The organism is Novosphingobium anseongense (assembly GCF_037482895.1).
GTDB classification, from domain to species: domain Bacteria; phylum Pseudomonadota; class Alphaproteobacteria; order Sphingomonadales; family Sphingomonadaceae; genus Novosphingobium; species Novosphingobium anseongense.
This window is the reverse complement of sequence record NZ_JBBHJZ010000001.1, coordinates 1,533,224-1,556,550: the sequence shown is the minus strand read 5'-3', so window position 1 is coordinate 1,556,550 and position 23,327 is coordinate 1,533,224. Positions and strand designations below refer to the sequence as shown.

Annotated in this window: 23 protein-coding genes; 8 read left to right on the top strand and 15 right to left on the bottom strand. The window is 67.2% G+C overall.

The window, feature by feature from the left end:
• Positions 1-88: 88 nt before the first annotated feature.
• From WG901_RS07345 to WG901_RS07315, 7 genes are read right to left on the bottom strand one after another with little or no spacing between them, the layout of a single operon-like run.
• The gene (locus WG901_RS07345) at positions 89-640 is read right to left on the bottom strand and encodes a VOC family protein (RefSeq protein ID WP_339586354.1); all 552 of its coding nucleotides are present in this window, start codon (positions 638-640) and stop codon (positions 89-91) included.
• A gap of 15 nt (positions 641-655) precedes the next feature.
• Positions 656-2,083 carry a 2-oxo acid dehydrogenase subunit E2 gene (locus WG901_RS07340; RefSeq protein ID WP_339586353.1) on the bottom strand — a complete coding sequence of 476 codons (1,428 nt, stop codon included), beginning with the start codon at positions 2,081-2,083 and terminating at the stop codon, positions 656-658.
• 14 nt (positions 2,084-2,097) lie between these two features.
• Positions 2,098-3,111 (bottom strand): alpha-ketoacid dehydrogenase subunit beta, encoded by a 1,014-nt coding sequence (locus tag WG901_RS07335; protein WP_339586352.1) that lies wholly within the window; start codon positions 3,109-3,111, stop codon positions 2,098-2,100.
• A 9-nt stretch (positions 3,112-3,120) separates the two neighbouring features.
• Entirely contained in the window at positions 3,121-4,092 is a 972-nt protein-coding gene (locus tag WG901_RS07330; protein ID WP_339586351.1) for a thiamine pyrophosphate-dependent dehydrogenase E1 component subunit alpha, read from the bottom strand.
• A gap of 28 nt (positions 4,093-4,120) precedes the next feature.
• Positions 4,121-5,335, bottom strand: a complete 1,215-nt coding sequence (locus tag WG901_RS07325) for an acyl-CoA dehydrogenase family protein (protein ID WP_339586350.1) — start codon at positions 5,333-5,335, stop codon at positions 4,121-4,123.
• Positions 5,335-6,480, bottom strand: coding sequence for a thiolase family protein (locus WG901_RS07320; protein ID WP_339586349.1), 1,146 nt, complete (start codon positions 6,478-6,480; stop codon positions 5,335-5,337). The genes WG901_RS07325 and WG901_RS07320 overlap by 1 nt, the downstream gene beginning before the upstream one ends.
• A complete protein-coding gene (locus WG901_RS07315) occupies positions 6,477-6,872 on the bottom strand; it encodes a Zn-ribbon domain-containing OB-fold protein (RefSeq protein ID WP_339586348.1) in 396 nt (131 codons plus the stop codon). Before WG901_RS07315 ends, WG901_RS07320 begins: the two co-directional genes overlap by 4 nt.
• Positions 6,873-7,006: 134 nt before the next feature.
• Between WG901_RS07315 and WG901_RS07310 the strand changes: the two genes are divergently transcribed.
• Complete coding sequence (locus WG901_RS07310) at positions 7,007-8,632, top strand: GMC family oxidoreductase (protein WP_339586347.1); 1,626 nt, start codon at positions 7,007-7,009, stop codon at positions 8,630-8,632.
• Positions 8,633-8,638: 6 nt separating this feature from the next.
• Here the strand turns inward: WG901_RS07310 and WG901_RS07305 are convergent, their stop codons facing one another.
• Positions 8,639-8,800, bottom strand: coding sequence for a hypothetical protein (locus WG901_RS07305; protein ID WP_339586346.1), 162 nt, complete (start codon positions 8,798-8,800; stop codon positions 8,639-8,641).
• An 89-nt stretch (positions 8,801-8,889) separates the two neighbouring features.
• Entirely contained in the window at positions 8,890-9,669 is a 780-nt protein-coding gene (locus tag WG901_RS07300; protein WP_339586345.1) for a helix-turn-helix transcriptional regulator, read from the bottom strand.
• A gap of 142 nt (positions 9,670-9,811) precedes the next feature.
• Between WG901_RS07300 and WG901_RS07295 the strand changes: the two genes are divergently transcribed.
• Both WG901_RS07295 and WG901_RS07290 read left to right on the top strand, forming a co-directional pair.
• A complete protein-coding gene (locus WG901_RS07295; RefSeq protein WP_339586344.1) occupies positions 9,812-10,912 on the top strand; it encodes an acyl-CoA dehydrogenase family protein in 1,101 nt (366 codons plus the stop codon).
• A 574-nt stretch (positions 10,913-11,486) separates the two neighbouring features.
• The gene (locus tag WG901_RS07290) at positions 11,487-12,317 is read left to right on the top strand and encodes a 23S rRNA (adenine(2030)-N(6))-methyltransferase RlmJ (protein WP_339586343.1); all 831 of its coding nucleotides are present in this window, start codon (positions 11,487-11,489) and stop codon (positions 12,315-12,317) included.
• A 39-nt stretch (positions 12,318-12,356) separates the two neighbouring features.
• Here WG901_RS07290 and WG901_RS07285 read toward each other — a convergent pair whose 3' ends face one another.
• Together WG901_RS07285 and WG901_RS07280 are read right to left on the bottom strand one after the other, a co-directional pair.
• Positions 12,357-13,127, bottom strand: a complete 771-nt coding sequence (locus WG901_RS07285; protein WP_339586342.1) for a ThuA domain-containing protein — start codon at positions 13,125-13,127, stop codon at positions 12,357-12,359.
• A complete protein-coding gene (locus WG901_RS07280) occupies positions 13,124-14,539 on the bottom strand; it encodes an aromatic ring-hydroxylating oxygenase subunit alpha (protein WP_339586341.1) in 1,416 nt (471 codons plus the stop codon). Before WG901_RS07280 ends, WG901_RS07285 begins: the two co-directional genes overlap by 4 nt.
• A 139-nt stretch (positions 14,540-14,678) precedes the next feature.
• Between WG901_RS07280 and WG901_RS07275 the strand changes: the two genes are divergently transcribed.
• The 4 genes from WG901_RS07275 to WG901_RS07260 are packed head-to-tail and all read left to right on the top strand — an operon-like array spanning position 14,679 to position 18,724.
• Entirely contained in the window at positions 14,679-15,461 is a 783-nt protein-coding gene (locus tag WG901_RS07275) for an SDR family NAD(P)-dependent oxidoreductase (RefSeq protein WP_339586340.1), read from the top strand.
• Complete coding sequence (locus WG901_RS07270; RefSeq protein ID WP_339586339.1) at positions 15,458-16,276, top strand: SDR family oxidoreductase; 819 nt, start codon at positions 15,458-15,460, stop codon at positions 16,274-16,276. The genes WG901_RS07275 and WG901_RS07270 overlap by 4 nt, the downstream gene beginning before the upstream one ends.
• Complete coding sequence (locus WG901_RS07265) at positions 16,273-17,049, top strand: SDR family oxidoreductase (RefSeq protein ID WP_339586338.1); 777 nt, start codon at positions 16,273-16,275, stop codon at positions 17,047-17,049. Before WG901_RS07270 ends, WG901_RS07265 begins: the two co-directional genes overlap by 4 nt.
• Before the next feature lie 22 nt (positions 17,050-17,071).
• The gene (locus WG901_RS07260) at positions 17,072-18,724 is read left to right on the top strand and encodes an FAD-binding protein (protein ID WP_339586337.1); all 1,653 of its coding nucleotides are present in this window, start codon (positions 17,072-17,074) and stop codon (positions 18,722-18,724) included.
• A 143-nt stretch (positions 18,725-18,867) separates the two neighbouring features.
• On the opposite strand, the gene WG901_RS07255 is transcribed toward WG901_RS07260, so the two are convergent.
• Genes WG901_RS07255 through WG901_RS07245 form a run of 3 tightly spaced genes read right to left on the bottom strand, consistent with a single transcriptional unit; the run spans position 18,868 to position 21,141 of the window.
• The gene (locus tag WG901_RS07255; RefSeq protein ID WP_339586336.1) at positions 18,868-19,272 is read right to left on the bottom strand and encodes a nuclear transport factor 2 family protein; all 405 of its coding nucleotides are present in this window, start codon (positions 19,270-19,272) and stop codon (positions 18,868-18,870) included.
• Complete coding sequence (locus tag WG901_RS07250; protein WP_339586335.1) at positions 19,272-20,591, bottom strand: aromatic ring-hydroxylating oxygenase subunit alpha; 1,320 nt, start codon at positions 20,589-20,591, stop codon at positions 19,272-19,274. Before WG901_RS07250 ends, WG901_RS07255 begins: the two co-directional genes overlap by 1 nt.
• A gap of 22 nt (positions 20,592-20,613) precedes the next feature.
• Positions 20,614-21,141 carry a nuclear transport factor 2 family protein gene (locus WG901_RS07245; RefSeq protein ID WP_339586334.1) on the bottom strand — a complete coding sequence of 176 codons (528 nt, stop codon included), beginning with the start codon at positions 21,139-21,141 and terminating at the stop codon, positions 20,614-20,616.
• Positions 21,142-21,278: 137 nt separating this feature from the next.
• Between WG901_RS07245 and WG901_RS07240 the strand changes: the two genes are divergently transcribed.
• A complete protein-coding gene (locus WG901_RS07240) occupies positions 21,279-21,965 on the top strand; it encodes an SDR family NAD(P)-dependent oxidoreductase (RefSeq protein WP_339586333.1) in 687 nt (228 codons plus the stop codon).
• Positions 21,966-22,105: 140 nt separating this feature from the next.
• Here WG901_RS07240 and WG901_RS07235 read toward each other — a convergent pair whose 3' ends face one another.
• A complete protein-coding gene (locus WG901_RS07235; protein WP_339586332.1) occupies positions 22,106-23,281 on the bottom strand; it encodes an aromatic ring-hydroxylating oxygenase subunit alpha in 1,176 nt (391 codons plus the stop codon).
• Positions 23,282-23,327: the final 46 nt, after the last annotated feature.

Genomic DNA, 23,327 nt, shown 5'->3' with positions numbered 1-23,327 from the left:
AGAGCACGGCGACGACATGCATGATGTAATGGTTCGGCAACAACTATGGAGTTGTATGAAGTAATACTGTGATCGGTAATACCGTCGGTTAGCCGACGCGGCGCAGAGGTTCGCTGCCGTCCCAGTCCCTGGCGGCGTCCTTCATCATCTGGAACAGGCCCTCGGAGCCTTCCATCGGCTGGAGCAGCTCGATGACGTGGCCCGGTCCGCCGCCGGCATCGACGTAGATCACTTCGCCGGTGTCGCCGACCTTGCCCTCGACCAGGATTTCGGCGCCCACCGCGGCGCAGGCAGCGCGCGCCTCGGCGATCGACTTCACGAACACGCAGACGTGGTGCATCTGGTCCTTCACCGCATATTCGCCCGAGTAGATCGACGGCGCGTCGTTCTCGGCGCGGATCAGCTCGATCTGGATGTCGCCCCAATAGCCGATGGCGATCGAGAACACCGCGTCGCTGGGCTGGCCGCGGTACTTCATCTCGCCGAGCTGGACGTTCTCCAGCAGGAAGAACGGGCCAACGCCGACCACCTCGGTCCAGTATTTCAGCGTCGCGTCGAAATCGGAGGGCAGGTAGGCGATCTGGATGATCTCGCCGAGCGCCTTCAATGGGCCCCGAGTTCCTGGGCTGCGTGCGGTCATTATGGCGTTTCCTTTTTAGGCGAAGAGCTGTTCGGGATCTTCGATCAGACCTTTGAGCGTCGCGAGGAACTGCGCGCCGGCGGCGCCGTCGATCGCGCGGTGGTCGACCGAGAGGGTCAGCGCGATGCGGCTCTCGAAGGCGAGGTCACCACCGGGCAGCTCGACCGGCTGCCGCGTCACAGCGCCGACAGCGAGGATCGCGGCCTGCGGCGGATTGATAATCGCGTCGAACTCTTCGACCCCCATCATGCCCAGGTTCGAGATCGAGAAGGTGCCGCCGTCCATGTCCTCCATCGACAGGCGTCCGGCCTGGGCCTTGTCGATCAGCCGCCGCGTTTCGGTGGCGAGCTGGTCGATCCGCAGCCGGTCGGCCTGGCGGACGATCGGCGTGACCAGACCCTTGGGGCTGGCGACGGCGATAGCGATGTCGGCGTGCGGGAAGCGGTGGATCGCCTCGCCGTGGACCTGGACGTTGACCTCGGGGTGGCGGACCAGCGCCAGGGCCGAAGCCTTGACCAGGTAGTCGTTGATCGAGGCCTTGGCGCCGAGCACGAGATTGGCGGTCTTGCGCAGCGCCACCAGCGCATCGGCCGCGGCCGAGACACGCAGGTAGAAGTGCGGGATCTGCTGCTTGGCCTCGGTCAGCCGCCGCGCGACGACCTTGCGGACGCCGTCGAAGGGCACGACCTGCGGGCGGTTGTCGACGGGCACGAAGGGCGCCGCAGCATTCACCGCTGCGGGGGCTGGGATCAGCGCCAGCACGTCGCCCTTGGAGATGCGGCCGCGCGCGCCGGTGCCCCTTACGCCCGCCAGATCGACGCCATGCAGGGCGGCGAGCCGACGGGCGAGGGGGGAAGCGAAAACGGCGCTTCCACGGGGGGCTTCGTCAGGCAACAGGGCGGTGCCGCGCAGCGCAGGCCGCGCTTCGGGGCGCAAGGCCTGCTGGACGTCCTGATAGGTAATGCGGCCGTCGCGGCCCGAACCCTCGATCGTCGCAAGGTCTGCGCCTTCGAGCTCGGCGAGCTTGAGCGCTTCGGGGCTGATCGGGCGGTTGGTGACGATCTTCGCGGGCTCGGCGTGCGCTGGAGCCGGCGAGGGCGAAGGTGTGGACGTAGGCGCACCGGCCTTGGCCGCGACCGCAGTGTCGGCGGGGCGGAAGTTCGCGACGAAAGCGTCGATCTCGTCCTCGCTCGCGCCGGCCTCGGCGAAGACCGCGAGCAGCGCGCCGACGGGCTGCGCCTCGCCGCCGGCCGGCACCAGCACGCGGCGCACGACCGCGTCGTATTCGGCCTCGACCTCGTTGGTGATCTTGGCGGTCTCGATCAGGCACAAGGTCTGGCCGCGCTTGAAGGCATCGCCTTGCGCGACCTGCCATTCGGCGAGCACGCCTTCGGTCATCTCGATGCCCCACTTGGGCATGCAGAAGGGGCGGATGTCGGCCATGGCCCTATCCTCCCTCAGCGCCAGGCCAGGAGCTTGCGCACCGCGGCCTCGATCTTGTCCGCCGAGGGCAGGTAGGCGCTTTCGAGCTCGCGCGCGAAGGGGACGGGCGTGTGCGGCGGGGTCACCGCCTGCGGCGGCGCCTTGAGGCTGGCGAAGGCCTTGTTAGCGACGAGCGCGCAGATGTCGGTCGCGAGGCTGCAGCGCGGCGGCGCCTCGTCGACCACGACGAGGCGGCCGGTGACTTCGACCGAATCGATGATCGCTTCCTCGTCGAGCGGGCTGGTGCTGCGCAGGTCGATCACGTCGCAGCCGATCCCTTCGGCGGCGAGCTTGTCGGCGACCTGCTCGCAGAAACCGAGCAGCAGGCCGGACGAGACGATCGTCACGTCCTCGCCCGCGCGGGAGAGGCGCGCGTGGCCGAAGGGGATGACGAAGTCGGGATCGTCGGGCACTTCGCCGGTGACGCCATAGAGCGCCTTGTGCTCGAGGAAGATCACCGGATCGTCGTCGCGGATCGCCTGGCGCAGCAGGCCCTTCACGTCGGCCGGGGTCGAGGGCATGACGATCTTGAGGCCCGGCATGCCGGTGAGGATCTGGTGGACCGACTGGCTGTGCTGGGCGGCGGCGTTGTAGCCCGCGCCATAGGCCATGCGGATCACCGCCGGGCACTTGGTCTTGCCGCCGAACATGTAGCGGAACTTGCCCATCTGGTTCCAGATCTGGTCGAGCGAGACGCCGATGAAGTCGGCGAACATCAGCTCGGCGATCGGCCGCTTGCCCGCGAGCGCGAGGCCCGAGGCGGCGCCGATGATAGCGCTTTCGGAGATCGGCGTGTCGATCACGCGGTCCTTGCCGAACTTGCCGTAGAGCCCGGTCGAGGTCGACCAGATCCCGCCGATCGCCTCGGGGCCGCCGGCCGTGCCCATGCCGCCGACGACGTCCTCGCCGAGCACGACGACATTGGGATCGCGTTCCATTTCCTCGGCGATCGTCGAGACGACGGCATCGCGGTACATCATCTTGGTCATGCTACGTCCTCAGTACGCGATGTAGACGTCGGCGAGGACGTCGTCGGCGGTCGGGCGCGGCGCGGCGCGGGCGGCCTGGACTGCGGCTTCGATCGCATCCATCACCTCGGCGTCGATCGCGTCGAGATCGCCGCCCTCGAGGAGCTTGGCTGCGGTCACGCTCTCGCGGAACTTGGTCAGGCAGTCGCGCGTGGCGCGCAGCCGGTCGACCTCGCCGGGGCCGCGATAGCGCTGCGGATCGCCCTCGAAGTGGCCGAAGAAGCGCTCGGTATCGAACTCGACCGCGGCCGGGCCGCCGCCGTTGCGGACGAAGTCGAGAACCTCGCGCATCGTGGCGTGGACCGCAAAGAAGTCGGTGCCGTCGGCGCGCCAGACCTTCATGCCGAAGGCTTCGGCGCGACTGGCGATGTCCTTCTGGGTGCCCACCGCATATTCGACGCCGGTGTGCTCCGAATAGTGGTTGTTCTCGAAGACGAAGATCGCCGGGGCCTGGGTGACCACAGCCATGTTCATTGCCTCGAAGGTGGTGCCCTGGTTGCAGGCGCCGTCGCCCGAGAAGGCGATCGAGACCTTGCCCTGGCCATCGAGCTTGGCCGCCAGCGCCGCACCCACCGCGATCGGCGCACCGCCGCCGACGATGCCGTTGGCGCCGAGCATGCCCTGGTCGACGTCGGCGATGTGCATCGAGCCGCCCTTGCCCTTGCACAGGCCTTCGCGGCTGCCCCAGATCTCCTTCATCATGCCGTCGAGATCGCAGCCCTTGGCCAGGCAATGGCCGTGGCCGCGGTGGGTCGAGACGATCTTGTCAGCATTGTCGAGATGCTCGCAGACGCCCACCGCCACGGCTTCCTGGCCGCAATAGAGGTGGGTGAAGCCGGCGATCTCACCGGTCTGGATTTCGGTGTGCAGGCGCTCCTCGAATTCGCGGATCACCTTCATCTGGCGGTAGGCGCGCAGCAGCGCCTCGCGGCTCAATTGCATTTCAGGCTCCCGATCATTCTGTTTTGCATCAGCCGCCCAGCCCGAGCACGGACCGCGCGATGATGTTGGCCTGGACTTCGTTGGTTCCGCCGAAGATCGTCCAGGCGCGGCTGTTGAGATAGCGCGGCGCGGCCATTTGCGCATCGCGCGAATGCACGGGCGCGGGCGCGTTGTCGCCATAGAGCGGGCGCGTCCATTCGAGCTGCAGCCCGGCCGGGCCGTAGAGGTCGACCGCGAGCAGGTCGATCTCCTGCCGCAGGTTCGAGGCGAGCAGCTTGGCCAGCGAGGTCTGCGGCCCCGGCTTGCGGCCCTGCGCCAGCTCGGAAATGATCTTGAGCTCGATCATCTCGAGCGCCTGGACGCCGAGCCGCGCGCGCGCCGCGCGGCGCTGCCAGTGCGTCTCCTGCGCCATCGTGCCGCCACGGCCGTCGCTCTCGCCCTTGGCCGCCTGCAGGAGCTGGTCGAGATCGTAGATCAACTTGGGCGCGTGGCACGATCCGCCGCGCTCGTTCTCGAGCAGGAACTTGGCGATCGCCCAACCCTGGCCTTCGTCGCCGACCAGATCCCGCGCGGGCACGACCACGTCTTCGAGAAACACCTGGTTGACCTCGTGGTCGCCCGCGACGGTCAGGATCGGGCGCACCGAGATGCCCGGCTGGTTCATGTCGACGAGCAGGAACGAGATGCCCGCCTGCTTCTTCGCGCCGGGATCGGTGCGCACCAGGCAGAACATGCGGTTGGCGTGGTGCGCGTGGGTGGTCCACATCTTCGAGCCGTTGAGCACGTAGTGATCGCCGTTCAAGACGGCGCGGCACTGCAGCGAGGCGAGGTCCGAACCGCTGCCGGGCTCGGAGAAGCCCTGGCACCAGTAGTCTTCGCCGCTGAGGATGCGCGGCAGGTAGAAGGCCTTCTGCGCCTCGGTGCCGAAGGTCCAGATCACCGGTGCGACCAGTTTGAGCCCGAGCACGGTCAGGTTCGGCGCGCCCGCGAGCGCGCATTCCTTCTCGAAGATGTAGCGCCGCAGCGGCGACCAGCCGGTGCCGCCGTGCGCTTCGGGCCACTGATAGCCGAGCCAGCCCTTGGCGTTGAGCACGGCGTTCCAGGCCTGGCCGATCTCGGGCTCGACGAAGACGGTTGGCGAGGCGGCTGCACCGGCGCGGATCGCTTCGGGCAGGTGCGCGGCCAGGAAGGCGCGCACCTCGTCGCGGAAGGCGGCATCTTCGGGAGGAAGGTCGATATCCATCAGCGTTCCAGGATCGTGACGGCGGATACGCCGGGGGCGCCATAGACGTGGCTGTAGGCGGTCTTGGGATCGCCCGGCACCTGCCGGCCAGCCCCGTCGCCGCGCAGCTGCACGACGTTCTCGTAGACCTGGCGCAGGCCCGAGGCGCCGATGGGTTCGCCGCAGGCGAGGCATCCGCCGTCGGTGTTGACCGGCAGCGCGCCGCCGATCTCGGTGCGGCCCTCGGCCAGCCACTGTTCCTGCTCGCCGTCGCGGCAGAAGCCGTTTTCGGCCAGGTGCATGATCTCGGCGCCGGCCTCGGTGTCCTGGAGCTGCGCGACCGCGATGTCCTCGGGGCCGATCCCGGCCAGGCGGAAGGCGTCGGCCGAGGCGATGTTGGTGGCCGAACCGCCGCGCGTCACGTCGATCGACGGCGCGAAAACCTCGAACGAGCCCGGCGGACGCGTGCGCATCGCTGCGGCCTTGAGGCGGATCAGCGGCTTGCCCAACTCGCGCGCTTTCTTCTCGCTGGCGAGGATCAGCGCGACCCCGCCCTCGGCGGGCGAGCAGAACATGAACTTGGTATAGGGATCGCTGACCAAGGGCGCGTCGAGGATGGTCTGCAGGTCGACCGGCTCGCGCCGCCAGGCGTGCGGGGCGTGGACGGCGTTGCGGAAGGCCTTCTCGGCGACGCGGCCGAGCGTGGTCTGTAAAATGCCGTGCTCGTGCATGTAGCGGGTGATCTTCGCGGCGAAGAACTGCGTGGTGATCATGTAGCCGGCTTCGCCGTACCAGTCGGGCAGGCCATATTCGCTGGGCAGCGCGTTGAAGGCGCCGCGCGGGTGCTTGTCGAAGCCGACCGCGAGGCCGAGGTCGAACTGGCCCGACTGGATCGCCATCGAGGCCGAGGCGAGCGACGATCCGCCCGCGGCACAGCCGTTCTTGACGTTGATGAACTGGATGCCGGTCAGGCCCAGCCGCTCGACCATCGTATCGGGATTGCCCGCCGCGTCCGAGCCGCCATAGGCGAACTGGATCGCCGGCCAGTCGATGCCGGCATCGCCCAGCGCCTGGCGCACGGCGAAGACGCCCTGCTCGATGCCCGAAACGCCGTCGGTGCGGCCGAAGGGGTGGATGCCCACGCCGACGATGCAGACGTCGCTCATGCTGCTGCTCCGATCGGCTGGAATGCGTGGGTCAGCACCGGCTCGGCCGCCGCGGGATCGAGCACGATCTGCGTCAGTTCGAGCGGCATGCCGATGCGGATCTCGTCGAGCGCGACGTTCGCCAGGCGTGCCTCGACGATCGTCTCGCCGGCCAGCTCGACATAGGCGATAGCCCAAGGGGTGAAGGCCTCGGGCCCGGCGTATGGCGGCGACTTGGGGCGATAGCGCTGGATCGTGAAGGACCACAGCGTGCCCTCGCGGCGCAGCGGGTGGGGTTCGTAGTCGTGGCCCTCGGGGCAGGGGAAGACGATCCGGCCCGTCTCGCGGTTGCGCCCGCCGATCAGCCGCGGGGGCGTCTCGTCGGTAAACAGGCCTTCGGCGATAGCGCGCATCGTTCTCCCACCCCGGTGCTATTTGGTCCGGATGGGTAATGTGTAGGCCCGGCAGGTGCGCCTTTCCGACTCATCAAAACGCTAGGGTAGCCTTTGTGCCAGTCCATGCGAGGTCATGCCTCGGGAGACGGAACATGGCCGAAAATTGGGACTACATCATCGTCGGCGCGGGCTCGGCCGGCTGCGTCATGGCCGAGCGTCTGAGCGCCGACGGCCGGTCGCGCGTGCTCGTGCTCGAAGCTGGGGGCGAGAACGTTTCGTTCTGGGTGACCCTGCCCAAGGGCGTCGCCAAGCTCGTCCAGAAGCCCGAGCACATGTGGACCTATCCGGTCAGCCAGCCGCGTGAGCCTGGCGGCCCGCTCGGCGAGGTCTGGATCCGCGGCAAAGGACTCGGTGGTTCCTCGTCGATCAACGGCATGATCTGGAGCCGTGGCGAGCCCGAGGACTATGACGCCTGGGAACGCGAATCCGGCGCCACCGGTTGGAACGGCGACACCATGACCGCGGCCTTTCTCGCGCTCGAGGACCACGCCGCCGGCCCCGGCCTGATGCGCGGGGTCGGCGGCCTCGTCCACGTCGACCCGGCGATCTACTCCTATCCGCTGGCCGATCGCATGATCGAGGCGGGCGAAGCGCTGGGCATGACCCATGTAGACGACCTCAACGGCAGCACCGGGCCGCGGGTGGGCCTGTTCAGCCACAACATCCGCAAGGGCAAGCGCGAGTCTGCCGCGCGCACCTATCTCGCCGCCGCGCGCAAGCGGGCCAATGTCCAAGTCGTCACCGGTGCGCTGGCCGAGCGCATCGTCTTCGCAGGCCGTCGGGCTGTCGCGGTCGAGGCCGTGGTCAACGGCCAGCCGCGACGGTTCGACTGCTCGGGCGAGATCGTGGTCTCGGGCGGCGCGATGGAAAGCCCGCTGCTGCTCCAACGCTCGGGCGTGGGGCATGGCGATCGGCTCAAGGCTGCCGGCGTCGAGGTCGTCGCCCATTCGCCCGATGTCGGCGAGCGGATGATCGAGCACCTGTCGCTGTCGATGCCCTATCGGCTCGAGCAGGGCAAAGGCACCAACACGAGCTTCTTCGGGATCGGTGCGGCACTGGCGATGGCACGCTATCTGCTGCGCCACGACGGTATCATGGCAACCGGGCCTTTCGAGGTCGGCGCCTTCTGCAACGTCGCGCATCCCGACGGGCGCACTGACACCCAGCTCTATCTGGGCGGCTATACGTTCAAGGTCGGGGATGACAACGATCCGGTCCCGCTCGACAAGATCGATCCGCGCCCCGGCGTGACGATCTACGGCCAGTTGTTGCGGCTCACCAGCGAGGGTTCGTTGCGGATCACCGGCGCCCGGAGCACCGACGCGCCCGAAATCCTGCCGAACTGGCTCTCGACCGAACACGACCGGAAATCGGCCGTCGCACTGATGCGATATATGCGCGCCTATATGGCCGCGCCGCCGCTCGGGCAGATGGTCGGGGCCGAGATGGTGCCGGGGCCGGGTGTCGAGAGCGACGAGGACCTGCTCGCCGCCTTCCGCAAGCTGTCGTCCTGCGGGCTCCACGCGATCCGCTCGTGTCGCATGGGCGGCGACGCCGAAGCCGTGGTCGATCCGCGGCTGAGGGTGAACGGCGTCGAGGGGCTGCGCGTCGCCGACTGTTCGGTGATGCCGGGGCACGTCACCGGCAATACCAATGCGCCGGCCATGGCCGTGGGCTTGCGTGGCGCCGGGCTGATGCTGGAAGAGCGTCGGGGCTGAAAGGCCTCAATCGGTCCGGGTGATCCGGATGTGCACCTTGTGCAAAGGAACCCCCGCTGCGGTCGCGACCAGCGACCGGGCCAGGTCCATCACCTGATAGATCGACGCCGAAACGTCCGGGTGCGCGGGTCTTTGCAACCGGCTGTGCTTTGCGCGCGGCAATGGCATGAACGGGCTCCTCGGCGAGGAGACGCCGGTAGGGACTGCGGCGCTTCGCCGCAATTGGACATTGGTCGTAGAGGTGGCCGCTCCGGGCCCTAGCGCGAGTTGTTCAGCGAGATGTAGCCGAGCTGTGCGGCCTTGAACACGGTCTGGCTGCGGTTGACCGCGTTGAGCTTGGTCGCGGCGTTGTGGATGTGGAAGCGCACCGTCGCGCGGCTGCGCGAGATGATCATCGAGATCTCTAGGTCGGTCTTGCCGATCGCCGCCCAGCGCAGGCACTCGACCTCGCGCTTCGACAGCCGCGATGCGGCCGGCAGCGCCTGAGCCGAGCCCATGACCTGGACGTAGGTCGAGATGAAGGTGCGCGCATAGAGCCCCAACGCGTCGCCGAGCGCGAGGAAATCCTCGGCAAGGTCGGTCTTGTCGCGTTCGAGCGGGTTGAAGCTGACCGCACCGATCTGGCCGAAGGGCAGGTGCACGGGCACGCCGATCGCCGCCCAGGTCAGCGCGCGCTGCTCGAAATTGGTGAGGTCGATCGCATCGAGATAGGCGTTGGGCTGGCGCGTGCGGAAACCCTCGGCATTGACCCAGAACGGCTGGCTTTCGAAGCGGCAGGCCGTGGTCAGCGGCGAATCGAGCGCGATCCGCGAATTGCGCCACCAGACGCGGTCGTCGTCGTTCCAGCCGAACACGTCGCGCGCGAGCAGGTTGCCTTCGGCATCGACGGGCGTGCGCTTGTCGGCGATGTCGTGGGCGGGAGCTGCGCGCATGCCGCAGGACATCGCAATCTCATGCAGCGCCTCGGCCGCGCGCCGGATATCCTCGGTGCCCGAGACCCGGACCGCATCGATGTTGGCCTGCGACAGCAACGACATTTCTCTTCTCCCCGCCTGCGCGTTGTACACGGGAAACCGCTGCGGAGAACGACGAATTCGGACCTGCGACCCTAACCTTTTGCTCAGCGGGGCCGGCGCGCCGATGATGATACATCCGTCCCGACAACCAGGGAGCGGATGGGTGAATTTCGATCTCAGCGAAGACGAGGAAATGGTGAAGGCGCTGGCCGAGCGTTTCGTCGTCGATCATTACGACATCGAGAGCCGCCGCCGCTTTCTCGCCGAACCCGATGGATTTTCCGCGCGCAACTGGTCGCTGCTCGGCGATCTCGGCCTGATCGCCGCGCTGTTCGATGCCGAGGCGGGCGGGCTCGATCTCGACGCCACGGGCATCGCAACCCTGTTCGAGGCGCTTGGCCGCGGCCTCGTGGTCGAGCCTCTGATCGAGAACATTCTCCTGGCCGGCCGGCTCTTCGCCGCCACCGCGCCCGAACCGCTGCGCGAAGCCTGGCTGCCTGACCTGCTCTCGGGGCGCCGCCGGATCGCGCTCGCCCATGTCGAGGCCGGCGGACGCGACGCCAGCGGCTGGATCGAGACGCGGCTCGCCGCCGACGGCACGCTCCATGGCGCAAAGGCCTATGTGCCTGCCGCGGGTGGGGTCGACGGTTTCGTCGTATCGGCACGGCTGTCAGGGGCGCCCGACGATCGCGAGGGTGCCGGCCTGTTCTTCGTGGCCACCGATGCCTCGGGCCTGACGATCCAGCCCTGGCGCATGGCCGATGGCTTGGTCGCGGCCTCGCTGCGTTTCGACGGTGTCGAGGCTCGGCGCCTGGCCGGCGGGCTCGCCGAGATTGCGGCGGCCGAGGAGCTTGCGAGCCTTGCCCGTGCGGCCGAAGCCCTCGGCATCATGGAAAGCCTGCTCGCCGAGACGCTCGAATACCTGCGAACGCGCGAGCAGTTCGGCGCGCGGCTCGCCTCGTTCCAGGCGCTCCAGCACCGCATGGTCGCGCACTATGCCGCGACCGAACAGGCGCGCGGCCTGCTGAACCTGGCGATGGTGTCCTGGGGGCAGCCCGCCTTCGCCAGCGCTGTGCTCGGCGTGCGGGCCTTCGTGTCCGAAGTCTCGGTCGCGTTGGGCCACGACATGATCCAGTTCCACGGCGGCATGGGCGTCACCGACGAACTTTCGATCGGCCACGGCCACAAGCGCCTGCTCGTCCTGTCGCGCTGGCCCGACGGGCCCGATGCGGCGCTCGACCGGTTCGCGGCGGCGGGGGGCTAGGGTGACACAAGTCACCCCCTGTCACCCAAGGTAGGGCCAGGAATTCTTTTGTAAGTAACGATTTGCAGGGACGGGCGACACCCTTGCGGATCGCTTTACCTGTCAAAGAGCCGGCGTGCCGATGAAGGCGTAGCGCCGCGGCATCGTGTGAGGCCGATGGCGTGTAGGAGAGCGGTTTCGCGGCCTTGTCGTAGGGTCCGGTCAAGCCGGTTTTAGAGCGAATTTCGGATTGCCTGTCGTCTTGGAGGACACAGGCAGACGCGGAAGTAGAAGCGTCCGTTCTGATTTTCGGTGTGATATGGACGTCCTGCCGACATCAGGCGAACGGGCGCTAGGCGCTAATGCCAGTCGCGTCCGGCTCCGCGATGATCGAACATTCCCGCGCCGCCCCGGAGCCTTGCGCCTCCGCCTCTCGTGACGATCGCTAACGCGGGCTCGAGGCCTCGCGCAGAAGTGCTTTGAAGGTTTCCGCCAGACTTTATACGAGCACCCGATTGGTTAGTTCAATCGCATCGCGCTCGGCTTCCGCGCCCAGCTGCGCGTACAAGGCAAATCGGCAGGATCTTGAATCACAATGAATTATCGCCACTCCTTCCATGCCGGCAATAGCGCCGATGTCGTCAAGCACAGCCTGCTGATCGCCCTCGTGCGCGCCTTGCAGCAAAAACAGAGCGCGCTGACCCTGATCGACACCCATGCCGGCCGCGGGCTGTACGACCTTAACGGCGATGAGGCCCAACGCACCGGCGAGGCCACGCAGGGCGTGATGCGGGCCTTTGCCGACCCGAACCCCTTGCTGAACGACTACCGCGCTGCCGTACAGGCGGTGAATGTCGGAGCCGAACTGCACCTCTACCCTGGCTCGCCGCAGGTTCTGGCCCAGCTTCTGCGCCCGCAGGATTTCCTGGTTCTGAACGAAAAACATCCCGAGGACGTCTATGCCTTGCGCAGCGCGATGCGCGACACATCCGCTGCCGTGCATGAGCGCGACGCCTACGAGCTTTGGCTGGCGATGGTGCCGCCCCGCACCGCGCGCGGCGTGGTGGTGGTCGACCCGCCGTATGAGCAGCCGGACGAACGCGCCCGTATCACCGCCACCCTCGCCGCGGCTTGCCGCAAATGGGCGCATGGCGTGACGGTGATCTGGTATCCGCTGAAAGAGCGGCCCACGCATGCGCAGTGGAAGCACCAGTTGCGCAAGCTCGGCATTCCGAAATTGCTGTCGGTGGAGCACTGGTTGTACGATATCGATCAGCCCGGCATCTACAACGGCGCGGGCCTTTATATCGTCAACCCGCCCTACGCCTTCACGCAGGCGCTGCCGCCTCTGCTCGAAGCCCTGCGCGCCACGCTGGCACCCGGGGGGCATAGGGGCGAGATCACAGCCAATTGGTTGGGCGATTAAAATACGCCCTCATCGCCCCGTTCTCCCATGTCGGCGGGGTCAGCCCTCGGCCTCCGCCGCCTCGCGCTCCTTGAGCCAGCCGATACCCCGGCGCAGCAGGTCGTAGAACACCGGCAGGTCCCAGGCGCAGCGGTCGACCGTGGGCCACCAGTCGGCCATCGGCTGGAGATCGTAGTGCCCGCGGCAGTGGCCGAGCGTCAGGTAGAGCACCGCGCCCGCGCCGTGTCGCTTGATGTAGCAGACCGGCTGGGTGCCCGGCGCGTCCTCGGCCTCGACGAAGCCGGTGCCTGGTTCGGTGCACTCGGTTTCGAGCAGGACGTGGAGATCGCCGTGGCGCTCGACGTGATAGAGCTCGTCGGTGGTCTCGAAGGGTTCGACCCCGGCCACGAGGGGATGGCCGGGGTCGGCGACCGTCACCGTGTAGGGTGCGATCGGGGGATGCGAGAGAAACTGGCTGCCGAGCAGGTCCATGAACAGCGGCGCCCAGCGCGGCGCGTCCCACAGGCCGCTTTCGAGCAGGCGCAGCACCGAATTGGTACCGTGCAGCGCGTACCAGCGCCCGCCCTTGGCCAGCCAGTCGCGCAGCACCTCCTGCGCCGCCATCGAGGGGGTGACGTCGCAGGTATAGGTGATGATGATGTCGGCCTGGGCGAGGGCTTCGACATTCTCGTAGTCCTCGAACACGCGCGTGCGCACGCGCTGGTCCTCGGCGAGGAGCTTGAGCAGCTCGAGCCGCGCGAAGTCCATGTCGTGCCAGACCCCGCCGCAGATCAGGACGCAGTCGATCCGGGGGGGATGGGCCTCGCTCACGCCTTGGCTCCGAGTTCGCCCGACAGGTACTTGTCGAGCGTCTGGTGGAACTGGCGGATGCGGACCTCCTGATAGTCGCCGAGCTGGATCTCGCCGGTCTTCGAGGCGTGGAGGCCTTCCTGCACGAAGGGCAGGTTGGCCATGTCCTGCTCGAACACCGAGCCCAGCACGCCGAGCTCGGGCGCGTCGGTCCAGAGTTGGTCGTTGCGCAGCAGGTTCATGGGCACGCCCTTGGGCAGCGGCTCGCCCTTCTTGCCGCGCGCGAGGATGCGGACTTCCATCAGACAAGTGTCGGGGGTCTTCCCCGGCCGCCAGCGGTAGACGACGTTGGGCATGAAGCCGCCCCAGGGCGAGAAGTTGGGGAAGACGTTGTAGACCAGCGCGTCGAGCAGTTCGGCGTCGGTCGCGCTGTCGTGGTCGTAGCCGGTCTGCGCTGTATAGCCCGCGCGCATGGCATCGCCGAGCGCCTCGCGCGCGGTCTTGCCCTCGGGCACCTGGACCGCGAAGGGATCTGCCTCGGCGGTCTCGTAATTGTCGGCCGAGCGCCCGTTGAACTTGACGAACTGGTCGACGATCCACTGCTCGGGCTGGCCGGTATCGCCGAGGTGCGGCGAGACGATGCCGAAGGGCACGAGGTTGACGTTCACGTTGTCGCCCCAGGTCCAGTAGGCGGCATTGCTGTCGCCGGTGAAGGGCAGCAGCTGCGGGTGGGTTACGACCGTGTGCCAAGCTTCCATGAAGGCTTCGGCGGTGACCTTCCAGTTGGCCGCGACTTCCTTGGCCACCCAGATCACCGTCGTGCACTCCTCGTGCCGCCAGCGGGTGAAATGCTCGGGCAGGGGGGCGAGGAATTCGGCGAGGCTGGGACCGCCCTTTTCCTCGCGCAGGAAGATGTAGCCGCCCCAGGACTCGACCTCCGCCTCGGGCAACTGGAGCTTCTCCTGGCTCAGGTGCTGGAAGTCCCACGAGCAGGGCATCTGGCGGAACGAGCCGTCGGTGTTCCAAGAAAAGCCGTGGAACGGACAGGTGAAATTGTCGGCGTTGCCGTCCTCGGCGCGCAGTTTGCGGCCGCGGTGGAGGCAGACGTTGTGGAAGGCGCGGACTGAAAGGTCCTCCTGCCGGGTGATCAGCCACGAGCGACCGGCGTTCTCGAACACGGTGTAGTCGCCGGCCTCGGGAATGTCTTCTTCGCGCGCGGCGAACTGCCAGACGTGGGGCCACATCTTTTCGCGTTCGGCCCTGGCGAAATCTTCGCTGATGTAGCGGCTGACCGGCAGCGGCTCGGAGCCGAGATATTCGTAGCTCTCCTCGGTCAGCGAACTGGGCGCCGGACGCGAATCGATCGCCATCAGATCGGTCCAGCTGATCCCCCGGTTCTTGTCGTCGTTAAGCCCCGGATCGCGCTCGGCCATGGTTCGACTCCTCTTTTCCCGCTTATGGTTCTCCGACGGTTTTGACGCTCCGGCAAGCGGGCGTCACCTTGTCGAAAGCATAGGTGGCAGCCGGCGCGGAATCGGTCACACCGGCTCGACGAACAAATGGGAGAACGCCGTGACGAAACGGCTGGATGGCAAGGTCGCGCTCGTTACGGGCGGCACGTCGGGTATCGGCGCCGGCACGGTCGAACGGCTGACGGCCGAGGGCGCGAAGGTGGTTTTCACCGGCTCGAACGCCGCGGCCGCCGAGGCGCTCTGCGCGGCGACCGGCGCGACGTTCCGTGCGCACCGCGTGCAGGATGCCGCGGCCTGGCCGGGGCTGATCGAGGCGATCCTGGCCGAGCACGGCCGGCTCGACATCGCTTTCGCCAATGCCGGGACCGAGCACGGCGACGCCAGCGTCGAGGACATCGGCATCGAGGGCTGGGACAACGTGATCGCGGTCAACCAGACCGGCGCGATGCTGACCGTCCAACACGCGATCCGCGCGATGGCGCGCAATCCCGACGGCGCCACGGGCTCGATCATCATCAACTCGTCGATGAACGCGCACCGGGCCATGGGCAATTTCGTCGCCTATTCGGTGTCGAAGGCGGCGGTCGTGGCGCTGGTCAAGTCGGCCGCGGTCCACTGCGGCAACCGCGGCTACAAGATCCGCGTCAACGCGGTGCTGCCCGGCGTGGTCGAGACGGGGATCATCCGCGGGCAGATCGAGAACGCGCCCGATCCCGCTGCCGCCCGCGCGGCCTACGAGGGCATGTCGCCGCTCGGCCGCATGGGCGGGGTCGACGAGATCGCCGGGCTCGTCGCCTGGCTGGCCTCGGACGAGGCGCGCTTCGTTTCGGGCAGCGAATACGTGATCGACGGGGCAACCACGGCAGGGATGATGGGTGTATGACGGATCTTGGGTCTCAGCGGCTGACCGGGAAGGTCGCTTTCGTTTCGGGTGGTTTGCGCGGCATCGGCCTTGCCTGTGTCGAGCGCTTCCTCGCCGAAGGCGCCGAGGTCGTGCTGTCCGATCTCGACGCGCCCGACAGCGCGCTCGCCAGCGAAGTGCGCGGCCGGCTGGGCCAGGCGGCGAGCTACGTCCAGGCCAATGTCACCAAAGAGGAAGACTGGCAGCGCGCGCGCGACGCCGTGCAAAGCCGTCACGGCAAGCTCCATATCCTGGTCAACAACGCCGGCATCGACCTGACCGGCCCGGTCGAGAGCCTGACGATGGAAGGCTGGCGGCGGATCATGGACATCAACGTCGACGGCGTGTTCCTCGGGGTGAAGACCTTCGTGCCCCTGCTCGCCGAACACGGGAAGGAATTCCGCGGCGGCGCCTCGATCATCAACGTCAGCTCGATCATGGGGCTGGTCGGCTACACCGACACTTCGGCCTACAACGCCAGCAAGGGCGCGGTGCGGCTGTTCACCAAGTCGATCGCGGTCGAGTTTGCCAAGAAGGCGATGCCGATCCGCGCCAATTCGCTGCACCCCGGCTTCGTCGTGACGCCGCTGCTCCAGGAAGGTTTCCAGCGCTGGGTCGACAAGGGCGCGGCCGAGAAGCCGCAGGACCTGGTCGACGCGGTCGCCGCGCAGACGCCGCTCGGGCGCCTCGCCGATCCTGCCGAACTCGCCGCGGGCGTGTTCTTCCTCGCCAGCGAGGACAGCGCCTACATGACCGGCGCCGAACTGGTCATGGACGGAGGATGGACGGCACAATGATCGGGCTCGAAAACGTAGTTGCGGTCGTCACCGGCGCCGCCGGCGGCATCGGCCGCGCGGTCGTGCAGCAGATGAAGGATGCGGGTGCGACGGTGATCGCCACCGACATCGCCGACAGCGCAGACATTCCCGGCGCCGACCACTATCTGCGCCACGATGTGACCAGCGAGGGCGACTGGCAGGCGGTCGAGGCGCTGGTACGCGAGACCTATGGCCGGCTCGACGCGCTGGTGAACCTCGCGGCGATCTCGATCGTCGGCAAGATCGAGGACACGCGGTTGGCCGAATGGCACCGGGTCAACGCGATCAACGTCGACAGCATCATCATCGGCACGCAGATCCTGCTGCCGCTGCTCAAGGAGGGCGGCAAGGCGCGCAAGGGCGGGGCCTCGATCGTCAACTTCTCGAGCGTCGGCGGCCTGCGCGGTGCGGCGTTCAACGCGGCCTATTGCACGAGCAAGGCGGCGGTGAAGATGTTGTCGAAGTGCATGGGCGCCGAGTTCGGCGCACTTGGCTACAACATCCGCTGCAATTCCGTGCATCCGGGCGGGATCGAGACTGGGATGCTCGACAGCATCATGGACCGCTACGTCGAGCTCGGCGCGGTGCCTTCGCGCGAGGTCTCGTACAACGCGATGGTCGCGAGCCATCCGATCGGCCGGCTCGGCCGCCCCGACGAAATGGGCGGCGGCGTGGTCTACCTCTGCTCCGAAGCCGCGAGCTTCGTGACCTGCAGCGAATTCCTCATGGACGGCGGCTTCAGCCAGGTCTGAGCCAGACGCGGGAGAGACAAGAATGTCGGAAGATCTGAACTGGGACCGCGAGGCCGACGTCGTCGTCCTCGGGTCCGGCGGCGCGGCCATGACCGCGGCGATCGCCGCGAAGGATTTTGGCGCGCAGGACGTGGTCATCCTCGAGAAGAGCGGGATGGTCGGCGGCACCACGGCGATGTCGGGCGGCATGCTGTGGATCCCGAACAACCCCTACCAGGTCGAAGCCGGCATCGCGGATTCGGACGAGGACGTGGTCGCCTATCTCGATGCCCTGGCGCCGGGCCAGCTCGATCCCGAAACGCTGGGGGCCTTCCTCGAAGGCGGGCCCGAGCTCATCCACTACCTGCGCGACAAGACGCCCGTGCGCTTCCACGCCTATGCCGACTTCCCCGACTACCAGCCCTATCTGCCCGGCGCCAAGGCCGACGGCGGGCGCTCGCTCGACAACGAGGCCTTCTCGTTCGAGCGGCTCGGCAAATGGGCGACGCGGGTCAATCCGACCAAGATGGCCTACCCGGTGCGCGGCAGCCTGATGGAAGCGATTAACGGCACGCTCGATGAAGCCACGCTCGCCGAACGCGAGGCCGGCGACTACCGCGGCCTCGGCCAGGCGCTCGCCGGCTCGCTGTTCAAGGCCGTGCTCGACCGCGACATTCCCGTCGAGTTCGAGAAGCGCGCGCGCAAGCTGGTCAAGGACGGAGACCGTGTGATCGGCGTGATCGCCGAGGACGCCAACGGCCGCGACTTCCGCGTGCGGGCGCGCCGCGGCGTGGTCATCGCCACGGGCGGGTTTGAGTGGAACGAGCAACTGGTCAAGACCTTCCTGCGCGGTCCGTTGACGGGTCCGGTCTCGGTCCCCGAGAACGAGGGCGACGGCCTGCTCATGGCGATCGAGGCCGGCGCGCAGCTCGGCAACATGCAGCACGCATTCTGGCAGCAGAGCGTGCTGGAGTTCAAGCCGCAGCACCGCGCGGCCAAGCCCAACTACCTGCTCGGCTCGGACGAGCGCGCGCGGCCCGGCGCGATCCTGGTCAACGCCAAGGGCAAGCGCTTCGTCAACGAGGCGGCGAACTACAACGCGATGGGCAAGGCGCTCCACGCTTTCGATGCCGGCACCCACGCCTATGCCAACCTGCCCTACTGGCTGATCCTCGATCAGCGCTATCGCGACAAGTATCCGCTGTTCAACGCGATGCCGTCCTCGCCGCTGCCCTCCTTCGTGATCCAGGCCGATACGCTCGCGGCGCTGGCCGAGAAGGCTGGGATCGATGCCGCGGGTCTGACGGCGACGGTGGAGCGCTTCAACGGCATGGTGCGCCAGGGCCACGACGACGATTTCAACCGCGGCGACAACACCTACGACAACTTCTACATGTGGGGCGACGCCGACTTCGAGCCGCCGTACCGCACCCTGGGCGTGATCGACCAAGGGCCGTTTTATGCGGTGAAGATGGAAGCGGGCGCGCTCGGCACGGCCGGCGGCCCCAGGACCAACGGCGACGCGCAGGTGCTCGACTGGCAGGGCGAGCCGATCCCCGGCCTCTACGCGGCGGGCAATGCCATGGCCGCGGTGCTCGGAGAGGGCTACGGCGGCGCCGGCGGCACGCTCGGCCCGGGCATGACCTTCGGCTATCTCGCCGGAAAGCACCTGGGCACGCATTTGCCGAACCATTGAGATTGGCGGGCGGATTTCGCCGCGTTCCGCTCGTCCGCAGACTTACCCACATCCCCGCGCAGGCGGGTCAGGACGAGTGATAAATCCCAGCCTTCGCGGGGATGACGATGCTTTGGAAGAAATGAAGTCCGAGGCTTTGCGGCTTACGGAATCAAAATCGTCACGCCCACGCGCGCGATCTTCCAACCATCGTCTTCGCGCGCGACGTCGAAGGTGTAGCGCGCCTTCACCTCCAGTTCGCTCCCGTCGGTGCCGCGGCTGAAACCGTGGACATAGGCCTGCGCGCTGGCGCCGTCCGCAGCATAGTCGGCCAAGGCGAAGTTGCTCAGAAAGTGGGCGTTGTGCGCCATCGTCGGGAAGGCGCCGGAGAAGAAGCCGCGGATTGCGTCGCGTCCCTCGAAGCGGCCGAGACCGAGTTCGGCGAGATCGTAGACCCCGCCTTCCGTGAACAGCGCGGCGACGCCCTCGACGTCGCCGATCCGATCGACCGCGCTGCAGTAGGCGACGGCGAGGTCCTCGATCGCCAGGCGGTCTTCTATCGGCGCCATCACTGGCCCAGCACCATGTCGTTGAGCAGTTCGTGGAACCGCTGCACGCGTTTCTCCTGCAGCGGCAGCAGGCAGCCCTTGAAGCCGCGCGAGTTGAGGCCCTGCTGCTGGCTGGTGCCGATCGACAGGTCCTGGTCGGCGACATAGCCGACCGAGACGCCGTCGCCGTAGACCGAGTGCCGCTTCAGCGCATCGTGGCGCAGCGGCAGCGGGCCGACCGGGGTCTCGACTTCGGTCATCCCCGGAACCGGCGGATAGAGGCACCAGTGCTGGAACACGCATTTCTCGGGATCGGTCGGGTGCGGCTCGGTGCGCAGGATCTGGCACTGCTCGGGCGACATCGTGATCGTCAGGTTGGGGAACAGCGTGCAGTGGAAATAGTCGACGAGCTGCTGGTCGGTCATCTGGTCGTAATTGGCATAGCCGCGCTCGGCGCCGAGCCGGCGCTTGGCCTCGACTATGGCCGCGCGCACCTCGTCGGTGCGGCCCTTGTAGGCGGCGGGATCGACGCCCCAGGCCTGGGCGATCGCGTCGAGCGGGGTGGGCACCTCGCCCGAGGCGTAGTCCTTGCGCGTGGTCGCCTGGTGGCCCTTCATCCACATCGCGTTGTGACCCGAAGGATACATCTCGAACAGCGTGTCGGGCAGGCCGTCGTTGATGAAGGTCGCCAGCTCGGGATGGATCGTCGGGAGGTGGTAGGATTCGTTGAAGTTGTCGCGGATGATCTTCCAGTTGAACTCGCAGTCGGCCGAGACGTTGAGCACGCGCACCCAGTTTTCCAGGCCATAGCCCGCAAGCCGCTCAGGGAAGGGCGCCAGCCATTCGGCCAGCGGCGGGACGTCGTCGTCCATGCACCAGAAGACGAAAGGCCCCCAGGTCTCGCAGCGCAGCTCGGACAGGTGGACGCGGCCGCAGGGATTGCCGCTTTCGAAGTCGTCGGGGTCCTGGACCTGGATCAGGGTGCCGTCGAGGTCGTACTTCCAGCCGTGGTAGCCGCAGGTGATCGCGGGCACGCTCGTCGTCTCGCCCAGGATCAGCCGGTTGCCGCGGTGCGGGCACGAATTGTAGAAGGCGCGGACCGAGCCGTCCTCCTGCTTGACGAGGATCACCGATTCCTTGGCGAAGTTGTGGCGCACGATGTCGCCCTCGTCCTCGAGATCGGCGAGCACTCCACCCAGGTGCCAGACCTTGGGCCAGAGGTTCCTGATCTCGAGATCCATCCAGTCCTTGGAGATATAGCGATCGGCGGTGATCGCATCGCCGCGGACCGGCTGGTCGAAGTCGGGCGAGTAACGGGAAACCTTGCTCTCGGCGTTCATCTTGGCATCCTCAGGATCGCGATCAGCGCTGCCATGAGCGCGTGTCGCTGAAATCTTCTCCACGGCGTCCGGCGCGGTTGGTCGTGGGGTTTGCGGCAAAGAAGCCGTGGTCGGCCGGATCGTCCTTCACCCAGTCGGTGATAAGCTTGCGCTTCGCGATCCTCCACTCGCCATTCTTACAGGCGTAGTCGTCGATATAGCGGCCGGCGATGAACAGGTCGCGCGGGTTTCCGGCTTCGTCGCGAATGCCGTGCCAGGCCTGGAAATAGCACTCGCCGCGCGCGCTATCGCTGCCGTCCGTCTCGATCCGCACCTGGCCGAGCAGGTGGTGCGAGGCGTCCATCGCGCCGAGGAAATCCTGACAAAAGCCGACGAACGCCGCGGCGTCGCCTCTGAAAATTCCCGCGTCGATCCAGGCGTCGGCGTGGAAGGCGGCGCGTTGCAGGTCGGGGGCGAGCCGGTCGAGCCCGCGCATGTAGCGGTGCACGGCCTCGGTGATGTCACGCCGCGCGGCCAGGTCGCGGACTTCGGCTTCGAGGTCGAAGGACATGGATTCTCCCGCTGGTTCTTGCGGGCAGTCTGCCACCGGCGGCGGCGCGGCATATCTGGCACTTCGGCCAGTTTTGCCGCCTTGCCCGGGTCCTACGATGGCCTAGGGTCGCGCAAGGGCGACGAAGGAGACGAGCAATGGCGAATGTGGCGATCACCGGCGCGGGGCGCGGCATCGCGCTCGAACTCGTGCGCCAGCATCTGGCCCAGGGCGACCGCGTCTATTCCCTGGCCCGCGATCCGGCGGGCGCCGCGGAGTTGAATGCGCTGGCGGCGGAATCGAGCGGCCTGCTGACGGTCCATGCGATGGACGTGGCTGACGACGCCTCGGTCAAGGCTGGCGCGGCGGCCACGGGTGCGGCGCCGATCGATCTGCTCTACAACGTTGCGGGCATCCTCGGCACGCCGGCGGCGCAGCTCGAAAATGTCGACTGGGCGGAGTTCGACAAGGCGGTCGAGGTCATGGTCAAAGGGCCGCTGCGTGTGCTGCTCGCCTTTCTGCCGCGGATGAAGGCGGGTGCGAAGGTGATGAACATCACCAGCCAGCTTGCCGCCTCGACCTGGCCCTATGGCGGGTTCTACGACTACGGCGCGGCCAAGGCCGGGCTCAACCGGCTGATGCGCTCGGTGGCGATCGACCTCAAGGATCGCGGCGTGATCGTGGGGCTGATCCACCCCGGTTACGTCCAGACCGACATGGGCGGCGCGGGCGCCGACATCACTCCCGAGGACAGCGCCACGGGGATCCGCGAGCTGGCCGAGCGCTGGACGCTCGATCGGTCGGGCGATTTCTACAAGTGGAACGGCGAAGAGCACGCCTGGTAAGGCCAAGATCCTCCCCTGCAAGGGGAGGGGCACCGCCCGCATAGCGGGTGGTGGAGGGGTGTCCTGCTATCGAGAAGGCGACACCCCTCCGTCAGCGCTCCGCGCTGCCACCTCCCCTTACAGGGGAGGATCTCCAATTCTCACATCACCGGTTCGGGCAAGGTCGGATCGTCCTCGAGATACCAGTTCAGCCATTCGTGGAAATACTGGTTGCCGCGCTCGTTGCGCCCGAAGGTCAGGTCGTCGTGCGCGCCGCTTTCGAGGCCCTGCTGAATCTCGAGCCCGATCACGTAGTCCTCGTTGTAAGTCACGTCGCGGAAGAAGTTGATCATGCCTTCGAGGCTCTCGCGGTCGGCATCGTCGCGCGGCGCTTCGCGGCGCAGGTAGTTCAGGACGGTGCGGTTGCGGTCGGGCGTCGGCCCGGGGAACAGCTGCGCGATCTGGGTGATCTCGGGGGCGATGAAGATCGACACGTTCGGGAAGAAGATCCGCACGAAGTCGTAGCCGTTGTTCTCCTGCTCTCCCCATTTCGCCCGCGGCACGTCGCTCAAGGCCTCGGCGATGCGCCGCTGCGGGAAGCCGATGCGGATGTTCGGGCCGAAGCCTTCGTAGTGCGTGCAGTTCGACGGCGTGCGCGGGTGGATCGTCTCGGGGTGGAGCGAGGCGAAATGGTAGCCTTCGAGATAGCCGTCGAAGGCGATCTTCCAGTTGGCGCCGATGATCTCGCGCGAGCCGAGATAGGACCAGTTGGCGAAGTCGAGCGCTTCGAAATCCTCGAGGAAGCCCTGGAAATAGTGGTCGAGGTCGATCGGCGCATTGGGCGTCAGGCAGACGAAGATCATCCCCGCGCGCTCCTCGCAGGGCAGTTCGCGCAGGCCGTGTCCCGGCTTGTCGATCTCGCCGAAGGTGCTCGCCTCGGAAATGCCCAGCAGCTTGCCGTCCTGGCCATAGGTCCAGGCGTGGTACTTGCAGGTGAAGCGCGCGCAGTTGCCTTTGCCTTCCGCGACGGGCGCGCCGCGGTGCGAGCAGACGTTGAGGAAGGCGCGCGCCTTTCCGTCCTTCGCGCGGTTGATCAGCACGGGCAGGCCGACCGCATCCATCGTCTTGTAGTCGCCGGGATTGGGCAGTTCGGCGGTGAAGGCCAGCATCAGCGGCACGCGCTTGAACACCAGCTCCATCTCGGCGCGCCACTGGTCGCTGTCGGTATAGGACCGCGTCGGGACGGTCATCGGCTTGGCGGTCTGGAAGGTCGTCTTGTTCTCGACGTAGTCGAGCATGATCTCGGCAACGTCGCCAAGCTGTTCCACGCGATCCACGATTTTCTCCCGTATGGTCTTTCGGGGAGGAATTGAGCAAAGCCCT